This is a genomic window from Psychrobacillus glaciei, from assembly GCF_008973485.1.
Lineage (GTDB): Bacteria > Bacillota > Bacilli > Bacillales_A > Planococcaceae > Psychrobacillus > Psychrobacillus glaciei.
Genome location: NZ_CP031223.1, coordinates 3,815,027 through 3,834,268, shown reverse-complemented (window position 1 = coordinate 3,834,268; position 19,242 = coordinate 3,815,027). Strand labels below are relative to the sequence as shown.

Annotated in this window: 17 protein-coding genes; 11 read left to right on the top strand and 6 right to left on the bottom strand. The window is 36.9% G+C overall.

Features of this window, described 5'->3' with window-relative positions:
- Window positions 1-19: 19 nt before the first annotated feature.
- The 3 genes from PB01_RS18060 to nhaC all read right to left on the bottom strand — a co-directional run bounded on the left by PB01_RS18060 (window position 20) and on the right by nhaC (window position 3,076).
- Window positions 20-283 (bottom strand): hypothetical protein, encoded by a 264-nt coding sequence (locus PB01_RS18060; protein WP_151701459.1) that lies wholly within the window; start codon window positions 281-283, stop codon window positions 20-22.
- Window positions 284-398: 115 nt separating this feature from the next.
- Complete coding sequence (locus tag PB01_RS18055; protein WP_151701458.1) at window positions 399-1,559, bottom strand: class I SAM-dependent methyltransferase; 1,161 nt, start codon at window positions 1,557-1,559, stop codon at window positions 399-401.
- A 131-nt stretch (window positions 1,560-1,690) separates the two neighbouring features.
- Window positions 1,691-3,076 carry a Na+/H+ antiporter NhaC gene (gene nhaC / locus PB01_RS18050; protein ID WP_151701457.1) on the bottom strand — a complete coding sequence of 462 codons (1,386 nt, stop codon included), beginning with the start codon at window positions 3,074-3,076 and terminating at the stop codon, window positions 1,691-1,693.
- A gap of 493 nt (window positions 3,077-3,569) precedes the next feature.
- Between nhaC and PB01_RS18045 the strand changes: the two genes are divergently transcribed.
- Window positions 3,570-4,313 carry a VOC family protein gene (locus PB01_RS18045; protein WP_151701456.1) on the top strand — a complete coding sequence of 248 codons (744 nt, stop codon included), beginning with the start codon at window positions 3,570-3,572 and terminating at the stop codon, window positions 4,311-4,313.
- Window positions 4,314-4,327: 14 nt separating this feature from the next.
- A complete protein-coding gene (gene hflX / locus PB01_RS18040; RefSeq protein WP_151701455.1) occupies window positions 4,328-5,599 on the top strand; it encodes a GTPase HflX in 1,272 nt (423 codons plus the stop codon).
- Between the two features lie 200 nt (window positions 5,600-5,799).
- Here the strand turns inward: hflX and PB01_RS18035 are convergent, their stop codons facing one another.
- Window positions 5,800-7,518 (bottom strand): ABC transporter ATP-binding protein, encoded by a 1,719-nt coding sequence (locus PB01_RS18035; protein WP_151701454.1) that lies wholly within the window; start codon window positions 7,516-7,518, stop codon window positions 5,800-5,802.
- Window positions 7,519-7,937: 419 nt separating this feature from the next.
- Between PB01_RS18035 and PB01_RS18030 the strand changes: the two genes are divergently transcribed.
- From PB01_RS18030 to PB01_RS17995, 8 genes are all read left to right on the top strand, one after another.
- On the top strand, window positions 7,938-9,425 hold the full coding sequence (locus PB01_RS18030; protein WP_151701453.1) for a peptide MFS transporter: 1,488 nt from the start codon (window positions 7,938-7,940) through the stop codon (window positions 9,423-9,425).
- A 73-nt stretch (window positions 9,426-9,498) separates the two neighbouring features.
- Entirely contained in the window at window positions 9,499-10,350 is an 852-nt protein-coding gene (locus PB01_RS18025) for a DUF6612 family protein (protein WP_151701452.1), read from the top strand.
- Between the two features lie 259 nt (window positions 10,351-10,609).
- Window positions 10,610-11,560: an ABC transporter permease gene (locus PB01_RS18020; RefSeq protein ID WP_151701451.1), complete on the top strand. Its 951-nt coding sequence runs from the start codon at window positions 10,610-10,612 to the stop codon at window positions 11,558-11,560.
- The gene (locus PB01_RS18015; RefSeq protein WP_151701450.1) at window positions 11,553-12,506 is read left to right on the top strand and encodes an iron chelate uptake ABC transporter family permease subunit; all 954 of its coding nucleotides are present in this window, start codon (window positions 11,553-11,555) and stop codon (window positions 12,504-12,506) included. The genes PB01_RS18020 and PB01_RS18015 overlap by 8 nt, the downstream gene beginning before the upstream one ends.
- Window positions 12,503-13,264 carry an iron ABC transporter ATP-binding protein gene (locus PB01_RS18010; RefSeq protein ID WP_151701449.1) on the top strand — a complete coding sequence of 254 codons (762 nt, stop codon included), beginning with the start codon at window positions 12,503-12,505 and terminating at the stop codon, window positions 13,262-13,264. Before PB01_RS18015 ends, PB01_RS18010 begins: the two co-directional genes overlap by 4 nt.
- 17 nt (window positions 13,265-13,281) lie before the next feature.
- Window positions 13,282-14,277 carry a siderophore ABC transporter substrate-binding protein gene (locus PB01_RS18005; protein ID WP_151701448.1) on the top strand — a complete coding sequence of 332 codons (996 nt, stop codon included), beginning with the start codon at window positions 13,282-13,284 and terminating at the stop codon, window positions 14,275-14,277.
- Window positions 14,278-14,464: 187 nt separating this feature from the next.
- Window positions 14,465-15,076, top strand: coding sequence for a phosphatase PAP2 family protein (locus tag PB01_RS18000; RefSeq protein ID WP_151701447.1), 612 nt, complete (start codon window positions 14,465-14,467; stop codon window positions 15,074-15,076).
- A gap of 84 nt (window positions 15,077-15,160) precedes the next feature.
- Window positions 15,161-15,775: a uracil-DNA glycosylase gene (locus PB01_RS17995; protein WP_151702110.1), complete on the top strand. Its 615-nt coding sequence runs from the start codon at window positions 15,161-15,163 to the stop codon at window positions 15,773-15,775.
- An 87-nt stretch (window positions 15,776-15,862) separates the two neighbouring features.
- Here the strand turns inward: PB01_RS17995 and thrB are convergent, their stop codons facing one another.
- Together thrB and thrC are read right to left on the bottom strand one after the other, a co-directional pair.
- Window positions 15,863-16,783, bottom strand: a complete 921-nt coding sequence (thrB, locus tag PB01_RS17990; protein ID WP_151701446.1) for a homoserine kinase — start codon at window positions 16,781-16,783, stop codon at window positions 15,863-15,865.
- Entirely contained in the window at window positions 16,780-17,835 is a 1,056-nt protein-coding gene (thrC, locus tag PB01_RS17985; RefSeq protein WP_151701445.1) for a threonine synthase, read from the bottom strand. Before thrC ends, thrB begins: the two co-directional genes overlap by 4 nt.
- A gap of 174 nt (window positions 17,836-18,009) precedes the next feature.
- Here thrC and PB01_RS17980 point away from each other — a divergent pair, with 174 nt between their 5' ends.
- Complete coding sequence (locus PB01_RS17980; protein ID WP_151701444.1) at window positions 18,010-19,212, top strand: MFS transporter; 1,203 nt, start codon at window positions 18,010-18,012, stop codon at window positions 19,210-19,212.
- Window positions 19,213-19,242 lie beyond the last annotated feature (30 nt).

The following is a 19,242-nucleotide window of genomic DNA, read 5'->3' as shown; positions in this document are numbered from 1 at the left end:
CCCACTTGGAGACGACCTTTTATTGTGCAATTGTATAATAAGCAATGAAGAGAACAAATACGACTAGTGCGTTTAATAGATTATATTTGGTTCTTGAGATTTTCTGATCGAACTTGTCGTATTTTTTTATGACAGAAATGCCTAAGTAGGTGAAGAAAATTGCTAAAAATATTGCGAAAATCGGAGGCATTGTGTACATTCTTGCATTGATAAAATGAACTAAGATGATAGCAATAGCCATAGCGGCACCATATGCTACTTTTTTCAAAGTCGGTTCTTTCAATATGTTCAACTCCTATCAAAATTTACGGAAACTATTTTTGTCTATTGAGACGAGACGTTACTTTATAAAAAGCACCTGTTTCTCACATGAATAATATTGCAAGAAACAGGTACTCTTATAGATATTCTCTTAGTTCATTCTCCAAAAATGGCTCTGCGTTTAGCATTTGCTTGAACTGTTTATAGCTTTCGAATTGTTCAGATGTTGGCTTTTTACCGGTTTTATAAGCACGTATGAGTATATTCTTCGGTGTATTTTCCAAGTCGATAAACTCCACTAGCTGCGCTTCATAGCCGACCATATTCAGGATTTCAGCTCGAATGGAATCTGTTGCAAGTGCTGCAAAGCGTTCTTTAATAAGGCCATGTTTTAACATGATGTCGAGTCCTAATGCATTTAGTTGTGTATTTAGTTCGTGCTGGCAACAGGGAACGCTTAATATGACACTTGCTCCCCATTTTACGGCGCGTGCTAGAGCCATATCTGTTGCGACATCACAAGCATGTAGCGTGACAACCATATCCACAGCCGATTCATCATTGTAATCATTAATATCTCCAACCAAAAATTCGAGTTGATCATAGCCTAAGTCATCTGCAATTTGGGCACATTCCTCAATTACTTCTTTTTTCAAATCAAGGCCGGTTACTCTGATATCAAGACCCTTTTCAATTTTTAAATAATGATAAAGCGCAAAGGTTAAATATGATTTCCCGGATCCGAAATCAAGAATTCGTACAGGTTTATCTTTTGGTAAGTGGGCAAGTGCATCGTCAATAAACTCCACAAAACGATTAATTTGCTTAAATTTATCATGCTTCTGCTTTTTAACTTTCCCTTCAGCTGTTTGCACACCTAAACGAATAAGAAAAGGATAGGCTGTATCTTCATCTAAAAGATAATTCTTTTTACGATTATGTGATAGATTCACTATTTTTGCAGATTCCATTTTCTCTGATTTCCACATTACTTTATTTTTCTTAGAAAGCTGAACTTGTACTTTTTCTGTTGTGAAATCAGCATGCATTTGACGGAATTGGTCAAATAGGTTTTCCAGTGACTCAGCAAAGTCTTTTAATGGAATATTTTCATGTTTTAAAATACGTTCGTATTGAAATTCAATTTGGATATGATATATATTTTTTATTTCCAGTGGTTTTAATTTCACACGCTTTACTTCGTTAGACTTTGCACGTGGTTGACTGATGGTTGCAGCGATCAACTGCTTATTTAAAATTTGTTCGATCATATATTCTTTCATTTCTTGAAATTCCATAAAATTCGCCTTCTTTTTCGTAAGATACTTGAAAATAGTGTATCACAACTTCAAGATTCTAGGTTAGTTGGAAAAAGTGAAGTCTTAGTTGGAAAAACAGAACACTTAGTTGGAAAATACAAAAAAGGAACCTATTTCTCCTCAATATAAGTTAATGTTTTACCTGTCCAACCAAACAAAATAGTAAGTATCGGACTAAGCAAGCAGAAAAACGCGAATGGCAAATAGTCAATCGTTGATACAGCCAGTACATTCGTTATAAATATGCCACATACACTCCATGGGACAAGAGGATTTACGACTGTACCTGCGTCCTCCATCACGCGTGCTAAGTTTTTATTCGTTAAACCAACTTTTTGAAATTGTGCTTGGAACGTTTCTCCTGTCAATAAAATTGATAAATACTGTTCGCCTATTAATGTGTTCACACCTATTGCAGTAAACGCAGCTGCAGTAATCACAGCCCCTACACTCTTTAATAAACTCTCCACTTTCATCAGCAAACTTTGCACGATGCCAAGTGTAAATAAAAGGCCGCCCATGCTTAAAGCAAGTAGTACAAGGGATATAGTGAACATCATACTATTCATACCACCACGAGAGAGCAGTGAGTCAATTACTTCAATTCCTGTATTAGATGTGTAGCCGCTGAATAATATATTTAACACTTCTCCAAAGGCAAAATGGTGATGGAAATAAGAAACGAGTATACCTGCAATGGAAGTTAAAGCAAGCGCCATAATAGCAGGTACCTTTTTAAAAGAAAGTACGACGAGTAAAGCAAGTGGTAGTAATGTATACCAATGGATCATCCCTGTTTGTAGGAGCCCGTCTTGAAAGTTATTGATTTGGTCCAGTTTTTGGATTTCATTATTTGGTGATAAAATACCGTATCCAACAAGGGAAATGAAGAATGCTGGAATGGTCGTCCAACCCATATTTCGAATATGTTCAAATAAATCTACATGCACGATAGCTGATGCAAGATTTGTGGTGTCCGATAAAGGTGACATCTTGTCGCCGAAAAAAGCACCAGAAACAATTGCGCCAGCAGTAATGGCTAAAGAGATATCCATAGCACTCGCCATCCCAATAAATGCAACACCAACTGTTGCGACCGTTGTTAATGAGCTCCCGATGGATAAACCGATAATACATGTGACAAGAAATGCGATTGCATAGAAAAAGTGTGGAGAAATAAATTGAAATCCTAAGTATATCAGCGTTGGAATTGTTCCACCCATCATCCAACTACTAATGAGAATCCCAATAAAGAAAAAGATAAAAATTGCGCCAAGTCCTGCTTTCGAACCTTCTACCAGACCTTCTTCTAATTTTTTGTAAGGTACTTTTTTACACAGACCATACGTGATAAGTAGTAAAATTGCTAGCAAAATAGGCATATGTGGAACGGCATCAAATTTAATAATACAAACAGCCATTATGGTGATAATCGTCAAAATAAGCAATGCTGCCTCCATAAATGAAGGAGTTATTGTCGATCGAATGCGAAACATTGTAAATCCTCCCAAGTTTTATTTCTTTTTTTCAGCTTTAATGATTCAACGCTTCGAAGCACTAAAGTAATTAGGATTTTACCATGTATTTAACGACTGTCAATTGGTAATGGAAAAGACTATCTCATCAGAATTTTGTGATAGAATAAAATGAAAGGGACTAACATTCAAACGGGCTATCTCTCACGTATCAGAATGTAGTTAACAACGGACAGCAAGTTGGCGATTACATACACCTGTTAGAGTTGCATGGGAAAATATCACATCATAAAATACCAAAACACATCGAATTTATCGAATCCTATCCCACTGAAGGCATCCGGTAAAATTCAAAAGTTCCTTCTACGGGAGATGTCGAAAGAAAAAACAGAAGTATACCATGTAGTCGACACATTTCCCGGGAAATTGTCAAAAGAGGTGGCGACTTTTAAACGTCACCTCTTTTTGTTTCTTGAAAGGTCATCCATAATAAGAGAGGAAAAGAGGTGTATACATGTATTTAGATCATATTGTACATCATGTAACAAAAACTCCAAAAGATGTAGTGGAGGATTGGTGCGCAAAAGGATTTCACGCAGTAGTTGGGGGACAGCATGTACAATGGGGTACGAATAATGCCCTTCTGTATACAAAAAATAGCTATATTGAATGGCTTGCGCTAGAGCATGAGGCCGTTGCATTCCAAGTCAATCATCCATTAATCCATTTATTTCTTCATGATTTGAAAACAGGACCTGGCTTTGGGACAATATGTATCCGTACTTCGACAATTGACGAACTATGCCTGCAACTCGAAGAAAAAGGTATAGAAACGTCCGGTGTTTTACATGCTGAAAGAAAAACGACAAGTGGCTTAGTGCGCAAATGGAAAATGCTTTTTGTAAAAGAAGAAATAAATGATGTGCTTCCATCTCCTTTCTTTATTGAGTGGGAAGAAAGTGATGAAGAACGCTACCAATTACTGCAAGACGAATGCACAATAGATGGTAGTAATTTAGATCTATCTATTACTACTTGTGAGTTTCATGTGGGGAAACCACGGGAAGTAATTGATAAGTGGAAAAAGTATTTTGATTTAATAGAACAAGATGAACAGACATTGCTCTTATTAAATACACAATTAGTATTCAAAAAGTTAGAAAATGGAACGAAAGAAAGACTTGGAAGTATTCAAATTAGGGCTTCGGATATAAAAGAAGATATTATATATGAACAAGCAACTTATCGTTTTTGTTAAGAGGGGGAATTATTTTGGATGAATTAAATGAAAAGGCTGTCGTTGTTGCGGTTAATCTGAAGCATGATGAGCATTTTGAATATGGATTAGAGGAATTACACAACTTAGCAGAAGCGTTAAATGTAGAGGTTGTGGGGGAAGTAACGCAAAATTTAAATAGAGTAACCTCATCTCACTACGTAGGGACTGGAAAAGTAGAAGAAATTAAAAATTTCTACGAAGAAGCTGGTGCAAATCTCGTTATATTTAATGACGAATTGTCTCCATCTCAAATTCGAAATTTAGAAAGAGACTTGGATTGCAAAGTTATTGACCGGACAATGCTTATTTTAGATATTTTCGCACGACGAGCAAAATCGAACGAAGCTCAAATGCAAGTAGAATTAGCGCAGCTTCAATACATGTTGCCTCGACTAGTCGGTCTTCGTGCTTCACTAGGTCGACAAGGAGGGGGAACCGGCGGCGGATTTAAAAACCGTGGTGCAGGGGAAACGAAGCTAGAACTAGATAGACGTAAAATTGAAGACCAAATTGCTAAGTTAAAACGAGAGCTTGAACATGTAAAAGATCAACGAGAAACTCAACGAAAGCAACGAAAGAAAAATGCCATTCCGGTCGTTTCTTTAGTTGGATATACGAATGCTGGTAAATCGACAATTATGAACCAACTACTCAATAAAGTGGGACAAGAAGAATCGAAACAAGTATTTGAAAAGGACATGCTATTCGCAACACTAGAAACTTCTGTAAGACAAATAAAATTAGTTGACCAAAAAGAGTTTTTACTAACCGATACTGTAGGATTCGTTAGCAAACTTCCACATCATCTGGTGAAGGCATTCCGTTCAACCCTAGAAGAAGCACGTGATGCTAATTTACTTTTGCATGTAGTGGACGTTTCCAACGACGAACACCGTTACATGATGGATGTTACGAATGAAACGCTGCTTGCTGTTGGAGTAAAGGATGTCCCTACTATTTTTGTCTACAATAAATCAGACCTTGCGGAAATGAAGTATCCATACGTTTCAGGAGATAATATATGGATTTCTGCAAAAGAAGGTGCGGGATTAGATGAATTGCTAGAAATCATCAAAAATCATATTTTCTCCGATTTTGTAAGCTGCTCAATGCTTGTACCTTTTGATCGAGGAGATATCGTATCCTATCTGAATGAACATGCATCCGTTAAATCTACTTCGTATGAAGAAGAAGGTACGCTTGTTAAAGTCGAATTAAAAAAAGCTGATTATGATCGTTTTCAAAAGTTTATATTTGATAAATAACTAACTCGGCTACGGAAACAGTAGAAAAAGGACTTTCGATTGTTTCCATAGTTCTTTATTATGAGCAGTAAATTCCGTTGCGAGAGCGAGAAGGCCTCGCATGAGAGCACTCCCGGCCGATACGAGAGCACCAAGCCTACACCTGAACCAAAACCAAATAAAAAGCTGCTCCACGCACTATGCGGAGCAGCTTTTACTCGTTAAACTTCCTGAAACTGTATATTATGCAGTCTAGCGAAAATGCCATCTTGTTCCACTAAATCATTATAGGATCCGTCTTCTGCAATACCATCTTCGGTTACTACAATTACTCGGTCTGCATCACGAATAGTTGCTAATCGATGTGCAATAATAAGAGTGGTTCGATTTTCCGCAAGCTCCATTAGGGAATGTTGAATAATTTTCTCTGTTTCTGTATCAAGAGCTGATGTAGCCTCGTCCAAAATTAATATTGGTGGATTTTTCAAGAACATGCGAGCAATCGCTAAACGTTGCTTTTGTCCGCCAGATAGTTTAAGACCTCGTTCGCCGATTTGTGTATCGTAACCTTCTGGAAGCGCTGCGATGAAGCTTTCTAAATGCGCTTTTCTTGCTGCATCTTGAATTTCTTCTTCAGGAGCATCCTTTTTCCCATATGCAATATTCTCGCGAATCGTCCCAGTGAATAAGAATACGTCTTGCTGCACAATCCCGATTTGTGCGCGTAAAGACTCCATGGCAATGTCTTGAATATTCAATCCATCAATCGATATAGCGCCAGTATTCACATCATAAAAACGCGGGATTAGCGAGCAGATAGTCGTTTTCCCTGCCCCTGATGGACCAACGAATGCAACAGTTTCTCCAGCTTTTACGGATAAGTTAATATTATCTAAGACAGACCTATGATTATCATATCCGAAGCCTACATTATCGAATTCAATATCACCATTTAAATGAGATACTTTCAAAGCATTTGGCCGATCTTTAATCTCAGGATCCTGCTCCATTAGTTCTAAAAACCGTTTAAATCCTGCCATGCCTTTCGGATATAACTCAAGTAGGGCCGTAATTTTATCGACTGGTTTAATTAACACATTAACATAAAGGATAAATCCTACAAGCTCGCCGGGTGTCAATTTACCTTTAACTGTAAACCATGCCCCCACTACAAGTACGACCAATGTTACAAGGCGAGTCATCATATAAATACTCGAATGTGTTCGGGCCATTACCTTATAAGCTACTAGCTTGGCTAAACGGAATTGTCCATTATCTTTTTGAAAACGAGCAATTTCAAAGTTTTCGTTTGTAAATGATTGCACCACTCGCACGCCAGATACACTATCTTCAACTCGAGCATTGACGTCTGCGATTTTACCATACATGTTTTTCCATGCTTTGTTCATCATAATATTTCCGTATGTTGCAACAATCGCTAGGAACGGTACCATAATAATTGAAATTAGTGCGAGCTCTGGATTGATATTGAACATAATAATAAATGCACCGATGAGTGTCATGATTGCGATGAATAAATCCTCTGGACCATGATGTGCAAGCTCTCCAATATCAAATAAGTCATTCGTAATGCGACTCATTATATGACCAGTTTTTGTATTATCAAAAAAACGGAATGATTGTCTCTGTACATGATTGAATAATTGCTGTCTCATATCTGTTTCAATATTAATGCCTAGTTTATGCCCTAAATAACTAACCACATAATTGAGAAATGTACTTAAAATATAGACAAGTAATAGCAAAATACCAATCTTCACGATCATATTCCAATCACCAGTCGGCAACAATTTATCGATAAACCATTGAACGGCTACCGGAAATGCAAGCTCTAGTATTGCTACGAATACTGCGCTACTAAAGTCAATAATGAATAATCGCTTATGAGGCTTGTAAAATGAAAAAAACTTTTTTAACACAAAATCTACTCCTTCCCTGTGTCACAACGACTATTATACAGAAAAATGTCGGAAGTCGAAATATAATGAATTCAATTATATGTATTTACGTCCATCAGGAAATAAGATATTGTAGAATTCTTGAAAAAATGAGTAGTTGACTTGCGTAATGGGCTTAATTTACTGAAGCATTGGATGGTGGTATTAATTAAATGAAATAGTTCATTGTTCCTTTTTTGAGAAAAAAATACTTATAGTCCTGTGTTTACTAGTTGAAAATACAGAAATATTAAGTTAATGTTTTTTGACAGGAGAAAGAGGGAAATATATAGCATGTTTCTTATTAAAACTTAGGCTCAAGGCATTAATTGCTTTAGCACAAGCTCGTCGCAGTTAATCTGTCGCCTTGTGTTTTTCTAAAATAGAAAAGAGGTAGTAGTATGGCAACAAAAGAAGAGATAGTACAATCGGTGCCGCAAAAAGGCTTTTTTGGACATCCAAAAGGTCTATTATCGTTATTTTTCACGGAGTTTTGGGAGCGGTTTTCCTATTACGGAATGCGTGCGATTTTAATTTACTATATGTATTACGAAGTGACGCAAGGTGGTTTAGGAATTGATAAAACCACTGCCAATTCGATCATGGCTGTATACGGCTCTCTTGTTTATATGTCTGGAATAATTGGAGGCTGGATTGCGGATAGAATTTTCGGAAATATTAAAACGGTATTTGTCGGTGGTCTTCTTATTATGTTTGGGCACATTGTATTGGCATTTCCTGGTGGTATGACACCATTATTTCTTTCAATGGCTTTAATCATAATTGGAACTGGTCTGTTAAAACCGAATATTTCAAGCATTATTGGAGATTTGTATTCAAAAGATGATGTACGTCGTGATTCAGGCTTTAGTATTTTTTATATGGGTATTAATGCAGGGGCTTTTATAGCACCTTTAATCGTTGGAACAATTGGTCTTGAATACAATTTCCATTTAGGATTTGGAATTGCAGCAATAGGTATGGCTCTTGGATTAATTGTTTTTATGATGACAAAGAAAAAGTATCTTGGATTAGCAGGCTCGTATGTACCAAACCCAATGTCTAAAGAAGAACGAAAGAAAGTTCTGACACGAATTGGTATTGCTATCCTATTAGTATTAATAGTTGGATTCATCTTAGTCCAACAGGGAATTATGACAATTGATGTTTTCACGATGACGGTTTCTATTTTAGGTATTGTTATTCCGACTCTCTATTTTATTGTGATGTATAGAAGTGGGAAAACTTCTGCAGATGAAAAGTCGAGATTACTTGCTTATATTCCATTATTTGTTGCCGCAATGATGTTCTGGGCTATTCAAGAACAAGGATCGAATATTTTAGCTCTATACGCAGATGAACGAGTAAATTTAATGATTGGTTCATATAAGATTTCACCTGCATGGTTCCAATCGCTGAATCCACTTTTCGTCATTGCACTTGCACCAGTTTTTGCATGGCTATGGGTAAAATTGGGTAATAGACAGCCATCCACACCTAGAAAGTTTGCGTATGGATTATTTTTTGCAGGTCTGTCCTTTATCGTTATGATCATCCCAGCATATTTAAACGGAACAGAATCGCTTGTTAACCCATTTTGGCTAGTGTTAAGTTTCTTTTTAGTTGTTCTTGGGGAATTACTTCTTTCTCCAGTTGGTTTATCCGCAACGACCAAACTTGCACCTGCTGCATTTGCAGCACAAACAATGAGTTTATGGTTTTTAACAAATGCATCTGCTCAAGCAATCAATGCGCAAGTGGTAAAACTATATACGCCTGAAAATGAGATTGTGTATTTTGGAGTAATCGGAGTTCTCGCGCTTATTCTAGGATTATTATTATACTTTTTCACTCCTCTAATCCAAAAATATATGCGTGGAGTAAGATAATAGAAAATAAATGAAACCTTTCCGTAGTCTTCCTCGTAAAGTTATTATCTGAAAAGAAGGGATGATAAACGAGATGAAGAAATGGACCACACTATTAGCTGTAGCCACATTAGCATTAGGTTTAGCAGCGTGTAATGAGACAGCTGCCCCCGTAAAAGATAAGGATGTAACGGAGACGAGTAAGTTAACACTTCAAGAAGTGTATAATAAGTCACTAAAAGTATCAGAAGAACTGAAAAGTGTGAAAGCAAAATTAGATATGAAGCAAACGATGCATTTGCCTGCTCAAGATATGAATTTGGATGTTAGTTCCGTTTTGGAGATGGATTATATAGTAGATCCAATGCAGATTCATCAAACAGGGACGACAAGCATGCAGTCGGATGATCAGAGTTTGGAAGCACAAGATATTAAGATAGAAAGTTATATTACAAAAGATGCTTTCTATATGTATGAAGAAACATCGGGCCAATGGATGAAATTCCCAAAGGAAATGATGGATCAACTGATGAGTACAATGAGTGCAACAGATCAATCGAATCCGACAAATCAGCTGAAAGTAATTCAAAATTATTTAGATGATTTTACCTTCGAACAAGACGATGATAACTATATCTTATCCTTACAAGCCTCTGGAGAAAAATTTACAGAGTTGGTAAAAGCACAAGTAGATGAAGCGCTTCAAAGTATTAGTGGAGAAGAAGGAAATATAGATATGAACATTAATTCCATAAACTACTTAATTCATATCAATAAGAAATCATTTCAAACAAATAAAGTAGATATGGTTTTAGATATGGATATGACGATTGATGGAGAAAAGATGAATATGAAACAAAATGTTAAATCTGACTTTTCCAACTTTAATAAGATGAAAGAAATTGTTATTCCACAAGAAGTTATTGATAGTGCGACTTCCATCTGATTAACTTAAGTGCCAAAAAAGACTGCTGTAATTGTCGTGAAAAATCGACAGTTGTAAGCAGTCTTTTTGTTTTAAATGCATTCTTATAGTAAGGTTAATTACTGGAATATAAATGGACAAAATTACATATATATCATCAATTGATAATCATTTTCATTAATGGTTGACTTGTAAACCCAGGGTGCTATAATAGAACTTGTGATTAAATGATAATGATTTTCACTATCATTATTTCGCAAATAGAATGATGAGGATAGTTATGAAAAAAAGATATCTTGTAATTGCACTAGTCGCGCTTTCTCTCTTATCTCTTTTTGTTGGTGTTACGAGAATTTCACCAATTGATTTGTTAGATTTTACATCTCAAAATACGCAAATATTTCTGATTAGCCGTATACCAAGGCTTATCGCCATCATACTTGCAGGAGCAGGGATGAGTATTGCAGGGTTAATCATGCAGAGTTTAAGTAGAAATAAGTTCGTATCTCCAACAACGGCAGGAACGCTAGATGCTACTCGCTTAGGAATATTAATCTCGATGATCGTATTTACAAATGCGACCTATATGCAGAAGCTCACTTTTGCATTTATCTTCGCTTTAGCTGGTACATTGCTGTTTATGCAAATACTTAATCGAATAAAGTTTAAAGATGCCATCTTTATTCCACTTGTTGGTCTAATGTTCGGAAACATTTTGTCTTCGATAACAACATTTTTTGCTTACAAATCAAACATTGTTCAAAATATTACTGTCTGGCTACAAGGGGACTTTTCCTTGATCTTGAAAGGCAGATATGAATTATTGTACATAAGTGTACCTGTATTAATAATTGCCTATTTTTATGCTAATCGTTTTACTGTTGCTGGGATGGGTGAGGATTTTGCAAAAAATCTTGGTTTATCTTACAAAAGAGTTATGAACTTAGGTTTGGTATTAGTCGCTTTAATCTCAACTACGGTTGTTCTAACAGTTGGGATGATCCCGTTTTTAGGTTTAATCATTCCTAATATTGTATCGATATTTAAAGGGGATCATTTAGAAAAAACACTACCACATACGGCATTGCTTGGAGTCATATTCTTGTTGGTATGTGACATTTTAGGACGGGTGCTAATTTTCCCTTACGAAATTCCGATTAGCATGACAGTTGGTGTAATCGGAAGTGCCATCTTCCTATTCCTATTGTTTAGGGGGAAAGCATATGCGTAACAGCAGAAAAATGATCTTATTGGTATCACTGGTCGTAGTCTGTGTAGCATTGTACTTATTTCAAGGATTGAATGGAAATTATGATTATGCGCTGCCACGTCGAGCGATTAAAGTGTTAGCGATGGCACTCACAGGTGTAGCGATTGCCTATTCCACAGTGATTTTTCAAACAATCACACATAATCGTATTTTAACACCGAGTGTAATGGGTCTTGATTCGCTTTATATGTTGGTACAGACATTTATTTATTATTTTTTTGGTTCGATGTCTATTTTAGTCATTAACAAAAATTATAATTTCTTTATTTCTGTTATAGCGATGATTGTATTTGCATTATTGCTATATCGCTTTTTGTTTAATGCCGGCAAACGCCCAATTTATTTCTTACTTCTTGTTGGAATTATTATTGGTACCTTCTTGGGAAGCATTACAACTTTTCTTCAAGTGCTCATTGATCCAAATGAATTTACAAGCTTACAGAATAAAATGTTTGCAAGCTTTAACAACGTAAATGGAGACCTAGTCTGGCTTGCGATGATAATTATAGTCTTAAGCATTATTTACGGTTGGCGCACTATTAGAGAGTTGGATGTACTGTCTCTAGGACGTGACAATGCAATAAATCTTGGCGTGGATTACGATAAAATAGTCAAAAGTATGCTGGTGTTGTCCGCTGTTTTAATCGCTACTTCTACAGCTCTTGTTGGGCCTATAACATTTTTTGGCTTAATCGTTGCGAATTTATCGTATCAGTTTTTTAACACATACAAACATTCGGTACTAATTATAGGAGCCAGTTTAATGAGCTTAGTTGCATTAATCGGTGGCCAGTGGATTGTTGAAAGAATTTTCACGTTCGATACTACATTGAGCGTAATTATTAACTTTCTCGGTGGAATTTACTTCATCTACTTGTTATTAAAGGAGAGTCGAGCTGCGACATGATCCAATTAAAAGAGGTAACCAAGTATTTTGCTAAAAAGCCAGTAGTGGACAATGTTAGTGTGAATATTCAGTCGGGGAAAATTACTTCGTTTATTGGTCCTAATGGAGCTGGAAAATCAACACTTTTGTCAATGGTGAGTCGTTTATTAGATGCGGACACTGGTGAGGTCTTATTAGATAAATCAGATGTACGTAAATGGAAATCCAACGACTTCTCCAAACGCGTATCCATTTTGAAACAATCGAACTATATGAATGTACGTTTAACTATTCGTGAGTTAGTTTCGTTTGGACGTTTTCCTTATTCCAAAGGACGTTTAAATGCAGAAGATATAAAAATGGTCGACAAAGCAATTGAGTATATGAACTTAGCTGATATAGAAAATCGCTACTTAGACGAGCTTTCTGGTGGTCAACGTCAGCGTGCTTTCATCGCGATGGTTATTGCTCAAGACACAGAATATATTTTATTAGATGAACCTTTAAACAATTTGGATATGAAGCATTCTGTTCAAATTATGAAGATTCTTCGAAAGCTTGTAACAGAGCTTGGGAAAACGGTTGTAATTGTATTGCACGACATTAACTTTGCATCTGTATACTCGGATTATATTGTTGCGTTGAAAGACGGACGTGTGATCAAAGATGGTCCAACCCATGAGATTATTAACTCAGATGCTTTAAAAGAGATTTATGACATGGATATTCCAATTCAAGAAATGGATAGTTGCAGAATCTGTGTATATTTTAATTCATAAAAAAGGAGATTTTAAAAATGAAAAACTGGAAATTATTATCGGTGATTTTTGCAATGCTAGTACTATTATTAGCTGCATGTGGTTCGAAAAATGAAGCAACTGAAGATACTTCAAAAGCAAATGAGGGTGCTTCTACAGAGGGAGCAACAGAAGAAGCTTCTGTTTTTCCATTAACAATTGCACAACCAGAAGGATATAAAGAAGTAACACTTGATGCAAAACCTGAAACAGTTGTTGTATTTGACTACGGTTTCCTAGATACGTTAGATTCACTTGGAGTTGACGTAACTGCCGTATCACAAAGCAGTTTACCGAAATACTTAAGCAAATATGCAGATGAAGCTACTTACAAAAATGCTGGCGCATTGAAAGAGCCGGATTTCGAAGCAATCAGTGCAATGAAACCAGATGTAATTTTCATTTCCGGTCGTCAAGCTGACGCATATGAAGAATTAAGTAAAATTGCTCCAACCGTTTTTGTTGGTTTAAACACTGCTGACTATGTAAATTCATTTAAAGCAAATACAGCATTAGCTGGTAAAATATTCGGTAAAGAAGCAGAAGCGACTGCAGCATTAGAAAAAATTGATGCAAAACTTGTGGAAGTAAAAGAAAAAACAGCTAGTTTAGATGATAAAGCTTTAATCGTCCTTGCATCTGAAGGTGAATTAAGTGCTTATGGCCCTGGTTCACGTTTCGGTGTAATCCATGATGCATATGGTGTAAAAGCCGTTGATGAAAACCTGGAAGTTTCTACACATGGGCAAAGCGTTTCGTATGAATACGTTTTGGAGAAAAACCCAGATATTCTTTTCGTAGTAGATCGAGACGCAGTAGTAACTGAAGGAGAATCAGGTACAAAAGCAGCAATTGAAAATGACATTGTTGGTAAAACAAACGCGGCTAAAAATGGCAAAATCTATTACTTAAATCCAGAAGTTTGGTACTTGTCGGGCGGCGGTATTGAATCAGAGAATGCTAAAATTGATGCTGTACTAGAAGCATTGAAATAAGAAAGAAATAAAAGTCCACGGGGAGCAATTCCTCGTGGATTTTTGCTTTTTTGGGTGAAACGCTCAATCTTTCGGCATAATCACTCAATCGAGCAGCAACATCGGTTAATCAAGGAGCCATCCTTTTTCATTGTACATAACGAATATCTAGCTTATACTTTTTCTAATGGAAGAGGGAGGGGATTATATGAAAAAATGGTTTTATCCGCTTGGACTAGCCTCGTTATTAGGTTTTGTTTCTTTCTTTTTAACGTTTACTAAGGATGAGGTGGTTGCGCTTGATCACAAAATGTCGGGGTTACTTAGTGGCAATCAATTTATCATTCCATTTCATTATTTAGGCGAAACTGCATTTGTAATTATTATTATGCTACTATTATTTGCATATTTATGGATTCATTCGAAAAACTATCGAGGCATGCTGTTTGGATTGTTTACGGTTGGTGTAGGAAATGTGCTCAATCAATTATTAAAAAAATGGGTACAGCGGGCTCGACCAGATGTTCCGCATCAACTAGAGAGTTTTAGTTTTCCATCTGGGCATGCAATGGTCGGATTATTATATGTATTCACCGTTGCATATTTTCTAACAGAATATCAATCAGATAAAAAAACTCGTATGTTTATTTGGTTTGGTGCTGTACTCCTAACAATGATGATTGGTTTATCTCGAATTGCAGAAAGTCGACATTTTGCCTCAGATGTATTTGCGGGGTGGTTGGCAGGGTATACATGGTTCGTTATCGTTGCATTGTGGTATGAATACCGTAAGAAAAACGTTCCAAAGATTAAATTGTAAAATCCTTTCCTTTTCAGGGAAGGATTTTTTAGAGGAGGACATATCTTGCTGTTCGAGTTGACAGATGATTTAGTTGCACTTGGGATGAAAAGAATAGAAGGTTTTCCTGTAGAAGGCTTCGTCAAAGGGAAAGGTCCCAAAAATCCTGCAATTTTGTTAATAGGAGAAGCGCCGGGAGAAAATGAAGCTATACATGGTATACCTTTCATCGGTAGAGCAGGAGATGAGCTAGAAAAATCTCTAAAAAGCGTCAATCTTACAAGAGATGACGTTTATATGACCAGTGCCGTTAGAAGTAGACCGTATATGTGGAAAGAGAAAAAAATGAGAAATGGTGAAATAACAAAAAGAAAATATAATCGTCCTCCGACAAAGCAAGAAATTACTGCGCATGCACCATTACTCGATTTTGAAATTAAAAACATAGCACCACTAGTCCTTGTGACATTAGGAAATGTTGGGTTGCAGCGTCTACTTGGCAAAGATGCGAAAGTATCTAATTTGCACGGACAAGTACTTGAACATGCGGTGAGACATTTAGCTTCACTTGAAAGAGATGAGTATATATGGTCGGATGAAAAATATAGGATCATTCCAACGTATCATCCAGCTGCCGTTTTTTATCGTCCTTCTAACAGAGATTTTATAGAGGAAGATTGGAGGAAGATCGGTAAATACGTCAGTACTATGAAATATTAGGTTTGGGTCGATACATGAAATTTCCACTTTTTCATTATTAATGCTAAGCAGCTAAAAGTATAATTGATACGAAAAAAGGCGGCACAGTTAGTTAGCTGCACTGCCTTCTGTATAGATAGAAACTATTGTTCCTGTTATATTCATTCCAACCTGGGTGAGTTCGAAGTTAGGGAACTTGCCATTTAAGTTAGAGATAAAATTTTCTTCTGTCCCTTTTTGAACAAGGGAGAGAAGGGTTGGCCCGGCACCACTTATGCAAGTTCCAAATGCCCCAGCCTTCTTAGCCTCAAGGATAATTTCTCTGCTTTCAGGAATTAGGTCTAGACGATATGGTTCATGAAACAAATCCTGCTCCATATACGTTCCCGCTTGTTCGAATGACTGAGTTAGGAGTGCAGCTGTTAACAAGTTTGCTGTTGCGCTAGCTTGAGCAGCTATCTTACGAGTATAACTATTCGGTAAGGCATCTCTAGCTTTTTCTGTTTTTAATTCGAAATTTGGTATGAATAAAACAAAAGCGGCGCCAATATTAGCAGTATGAAACACGTTGATTTCACCATTTTCTGCACAGGATGAAATAGTAAATCCACCAAAAATGGAAGCAGCAGCATTATCGGGATGACCCTCTATTAAAGTTGCTACTTTCAATTTATCATGGGGTGTAAGCTGAAGATCTAGTACCTGGTTAGCAACTTCTATCCCTGCAACAATAGCCGATGCACTACTCCCCATTCCGCGGGCAAGTGGAATTTCACTTGTCACGTTTAAATGGCAAGCAGGTAATGTAAGCCCATGCATTTGCGCTGTTTTTTGAGCAGCTTGGACAATTAAATGCTCATCAGGATTTTGAATAACGGGTAAATTATCTGATAAATGATTGATTTTCCACTCCGTAGCAACCTCTACATCAAGATCTAAATATTTATCCAACGCAATTCCTATTGAGTCAAAACCGGGCCCTAAATTAGCGGTACTTGCTGGTATGGAAATTGTCCACTTTTTACTCATAAAACGCCCTCGATATATCGACGAATTTCTTCCTCATCATTTTTTAAAGATACTAAATCGACTGTAGAAACTTGCATAGCGGTATCTGGATCTTTTAAGCCGTTACCAGTAAAGATTGTTACCACTTTGCTACCAACGGGAATTTTTCCGTTTTTCACGGATTTAATAACCCCAGCAAGTGAAGCGGCGGATCCAGGTTCTACAAACAGACCTTCACGACTAGCAATCAATTGATAAGCATGTAGAATCTCCTCATCTGTTACAGAGTCAATAATTCCACCTGATTCATCCCGTGCAGCTTCTGCTAATGACCAACTCGCAGGATTTCCAATTCGAATCGCTGTTGCAATTGTTTCTGGATTAGCAATTGGTGTACCTTGTACGATTGCCGCTGAACCTTCTGCTTCAAACCCGTACATTTTTGGTAAACCAGATTGCTTTACTTTATTATATTCTTTGAATCCTTTCCAATAGGCACTTATATTTCCTGCATTACCAACCGGAATACATAAAATATCAGGAGAAGAACCAAGGGCATCTACAATTTCAAAGGCAGCTGTTTTTTGTCCTTCTAGACGGTATGGATTGACCGAGTTTACTAATGCAACAGGTGTTGTTTCGCTGACTTTCCGAACGATTTGTAATGCATCGTCAAAGTTTCCATCAATCTCAATAATTTTAGCACCATACATGCAAGCTTGGGCTAATTTACCAAGCGCAACTTTTCCTTTTGGAATCACTACGACGGATTTTATCCCGGCACGAGCAGCGTAAGCAGCTGCGGCAGCGGAAGTGTTTCCTGTAGAAGCACAAATAACGCATTTGCTCCCTTCTTCCATTGCTTTAGCTACAGCAAATACCATCCCGCGATCTTTAAATGATCCAGTAGGGTTTGCCCCTTCCACTTTTCCGTAAAGTTCTATTCCTAGTTCTTTTGACAAGTTATCTAGTTTAATAAGAGGCGTATTTCCCTCGTGTAATGATAATTTAGGAGTTTTTTCTGTTATAGGTAAAAATTCTTTATATTCTTCCATTAAACCTTGCCAAGCCATGATGATATCCGCCTCTCTGTTCTTCTTAAATAAACATATGTATTTCCATAAAGGACATTCTACCTTAATAAAGTATAAAAAACAAGATTAAATTTCTATTGATAGTTTACGATTCGATGCGTATACTATTCATGTAAAGATATTGCACGACAGATGTAAAGACAGGGGATAGATATGCGTAAAAAGAATTCGTTATCAAAGAATAAATTACTAGGAATTGCGGGACTAGCATGGATGTTTGATGCAATGGACGTAGGAATTCTATCTTTCGTTATTGCAGCGCTGGCTGCGGATTGGGGTTTAACTCCAGTGCAAATGGGATGGATCGGAAGCGTGAACTCTATTGGGATGGCAGTTGGCGCATTAGTTTTTGGCGTTTTTGCTGATAAAGTAGGTAGGAAAAAGATTTTTATGTTAACGTTATTGCTGTTTTCTATCGCAGGAGGATTATCCGCGCTGACAACTACATTGGTAGCATTTTTAATATTACGATTCTTCGTGGGAATGGGGCTTGGTGGGGAACTTCCTGTTGCGTCTACGCTAGTTTCTGAAAGTGTGGAAGCGAAAGAAAGAGGCAGAGTCGTTGTATTATTAGAAAGTTTTTGGGCTGCTGGCTGGCTAATATCAGCACTAATTGCTTACTTTATTATTCCAGCTTACGGTTGGAGAATTGCTTTAGTAATTACTGCATTACCAGCATTTTACGCCATCTATTTACGTATTAAATTACCAGATTCTCCTCGCTTTACGGAGAAGAAAACACAATCTAGAACGATTATGCAAAATATGAAAGAAGTATGGTCCGAGAAATATGCGAAACGGACTTTAATGCTCTGGATTGTTTGGTTTACGGTCGTATTTTCTTATTATGGAATGTTCTTGTGGTTACCAAGTGTCATGGTAATAAAAGGTTTCAGTTTGATAAAGAGCTTTGAATACGTATTGATTATGACACTGGCACAGTTACCTGGATACTTCTCAGCAGCATGGTTAATAGAAAAAGCTGGTCGAAAATTTGTATTAATTACGTACTTACTTGGAACTGCAGCGAGTGCATTTGTATTTGGTTCTGCTGATACTACTGTAGCATTAATTGTTTCGGGGATGTTCTTGTCATTCTTTAACCTAGGAGCTTGGGGAGCTTTATATGCTTATTCCCCAGAACAGTATCCAACTGTTATTCGAGCAACAGGTTCTGGAATGGCTGCTTCTGTTGGCCGTGTAGGTGGTATTTTAGGACCTCTATTAGTTGGGTCTCTTGTAACTGCTGGATATGAAATCGGATGGATTTTCGGCATATTCTGTATCGCCATCGTCATTGGCGTATTAGCAGTTCTATTCCTTGGCACTGAGACAAAACAAGTTGAATTAGATTAATCTATGAACCCGTTCTATATTGGAGCGGGT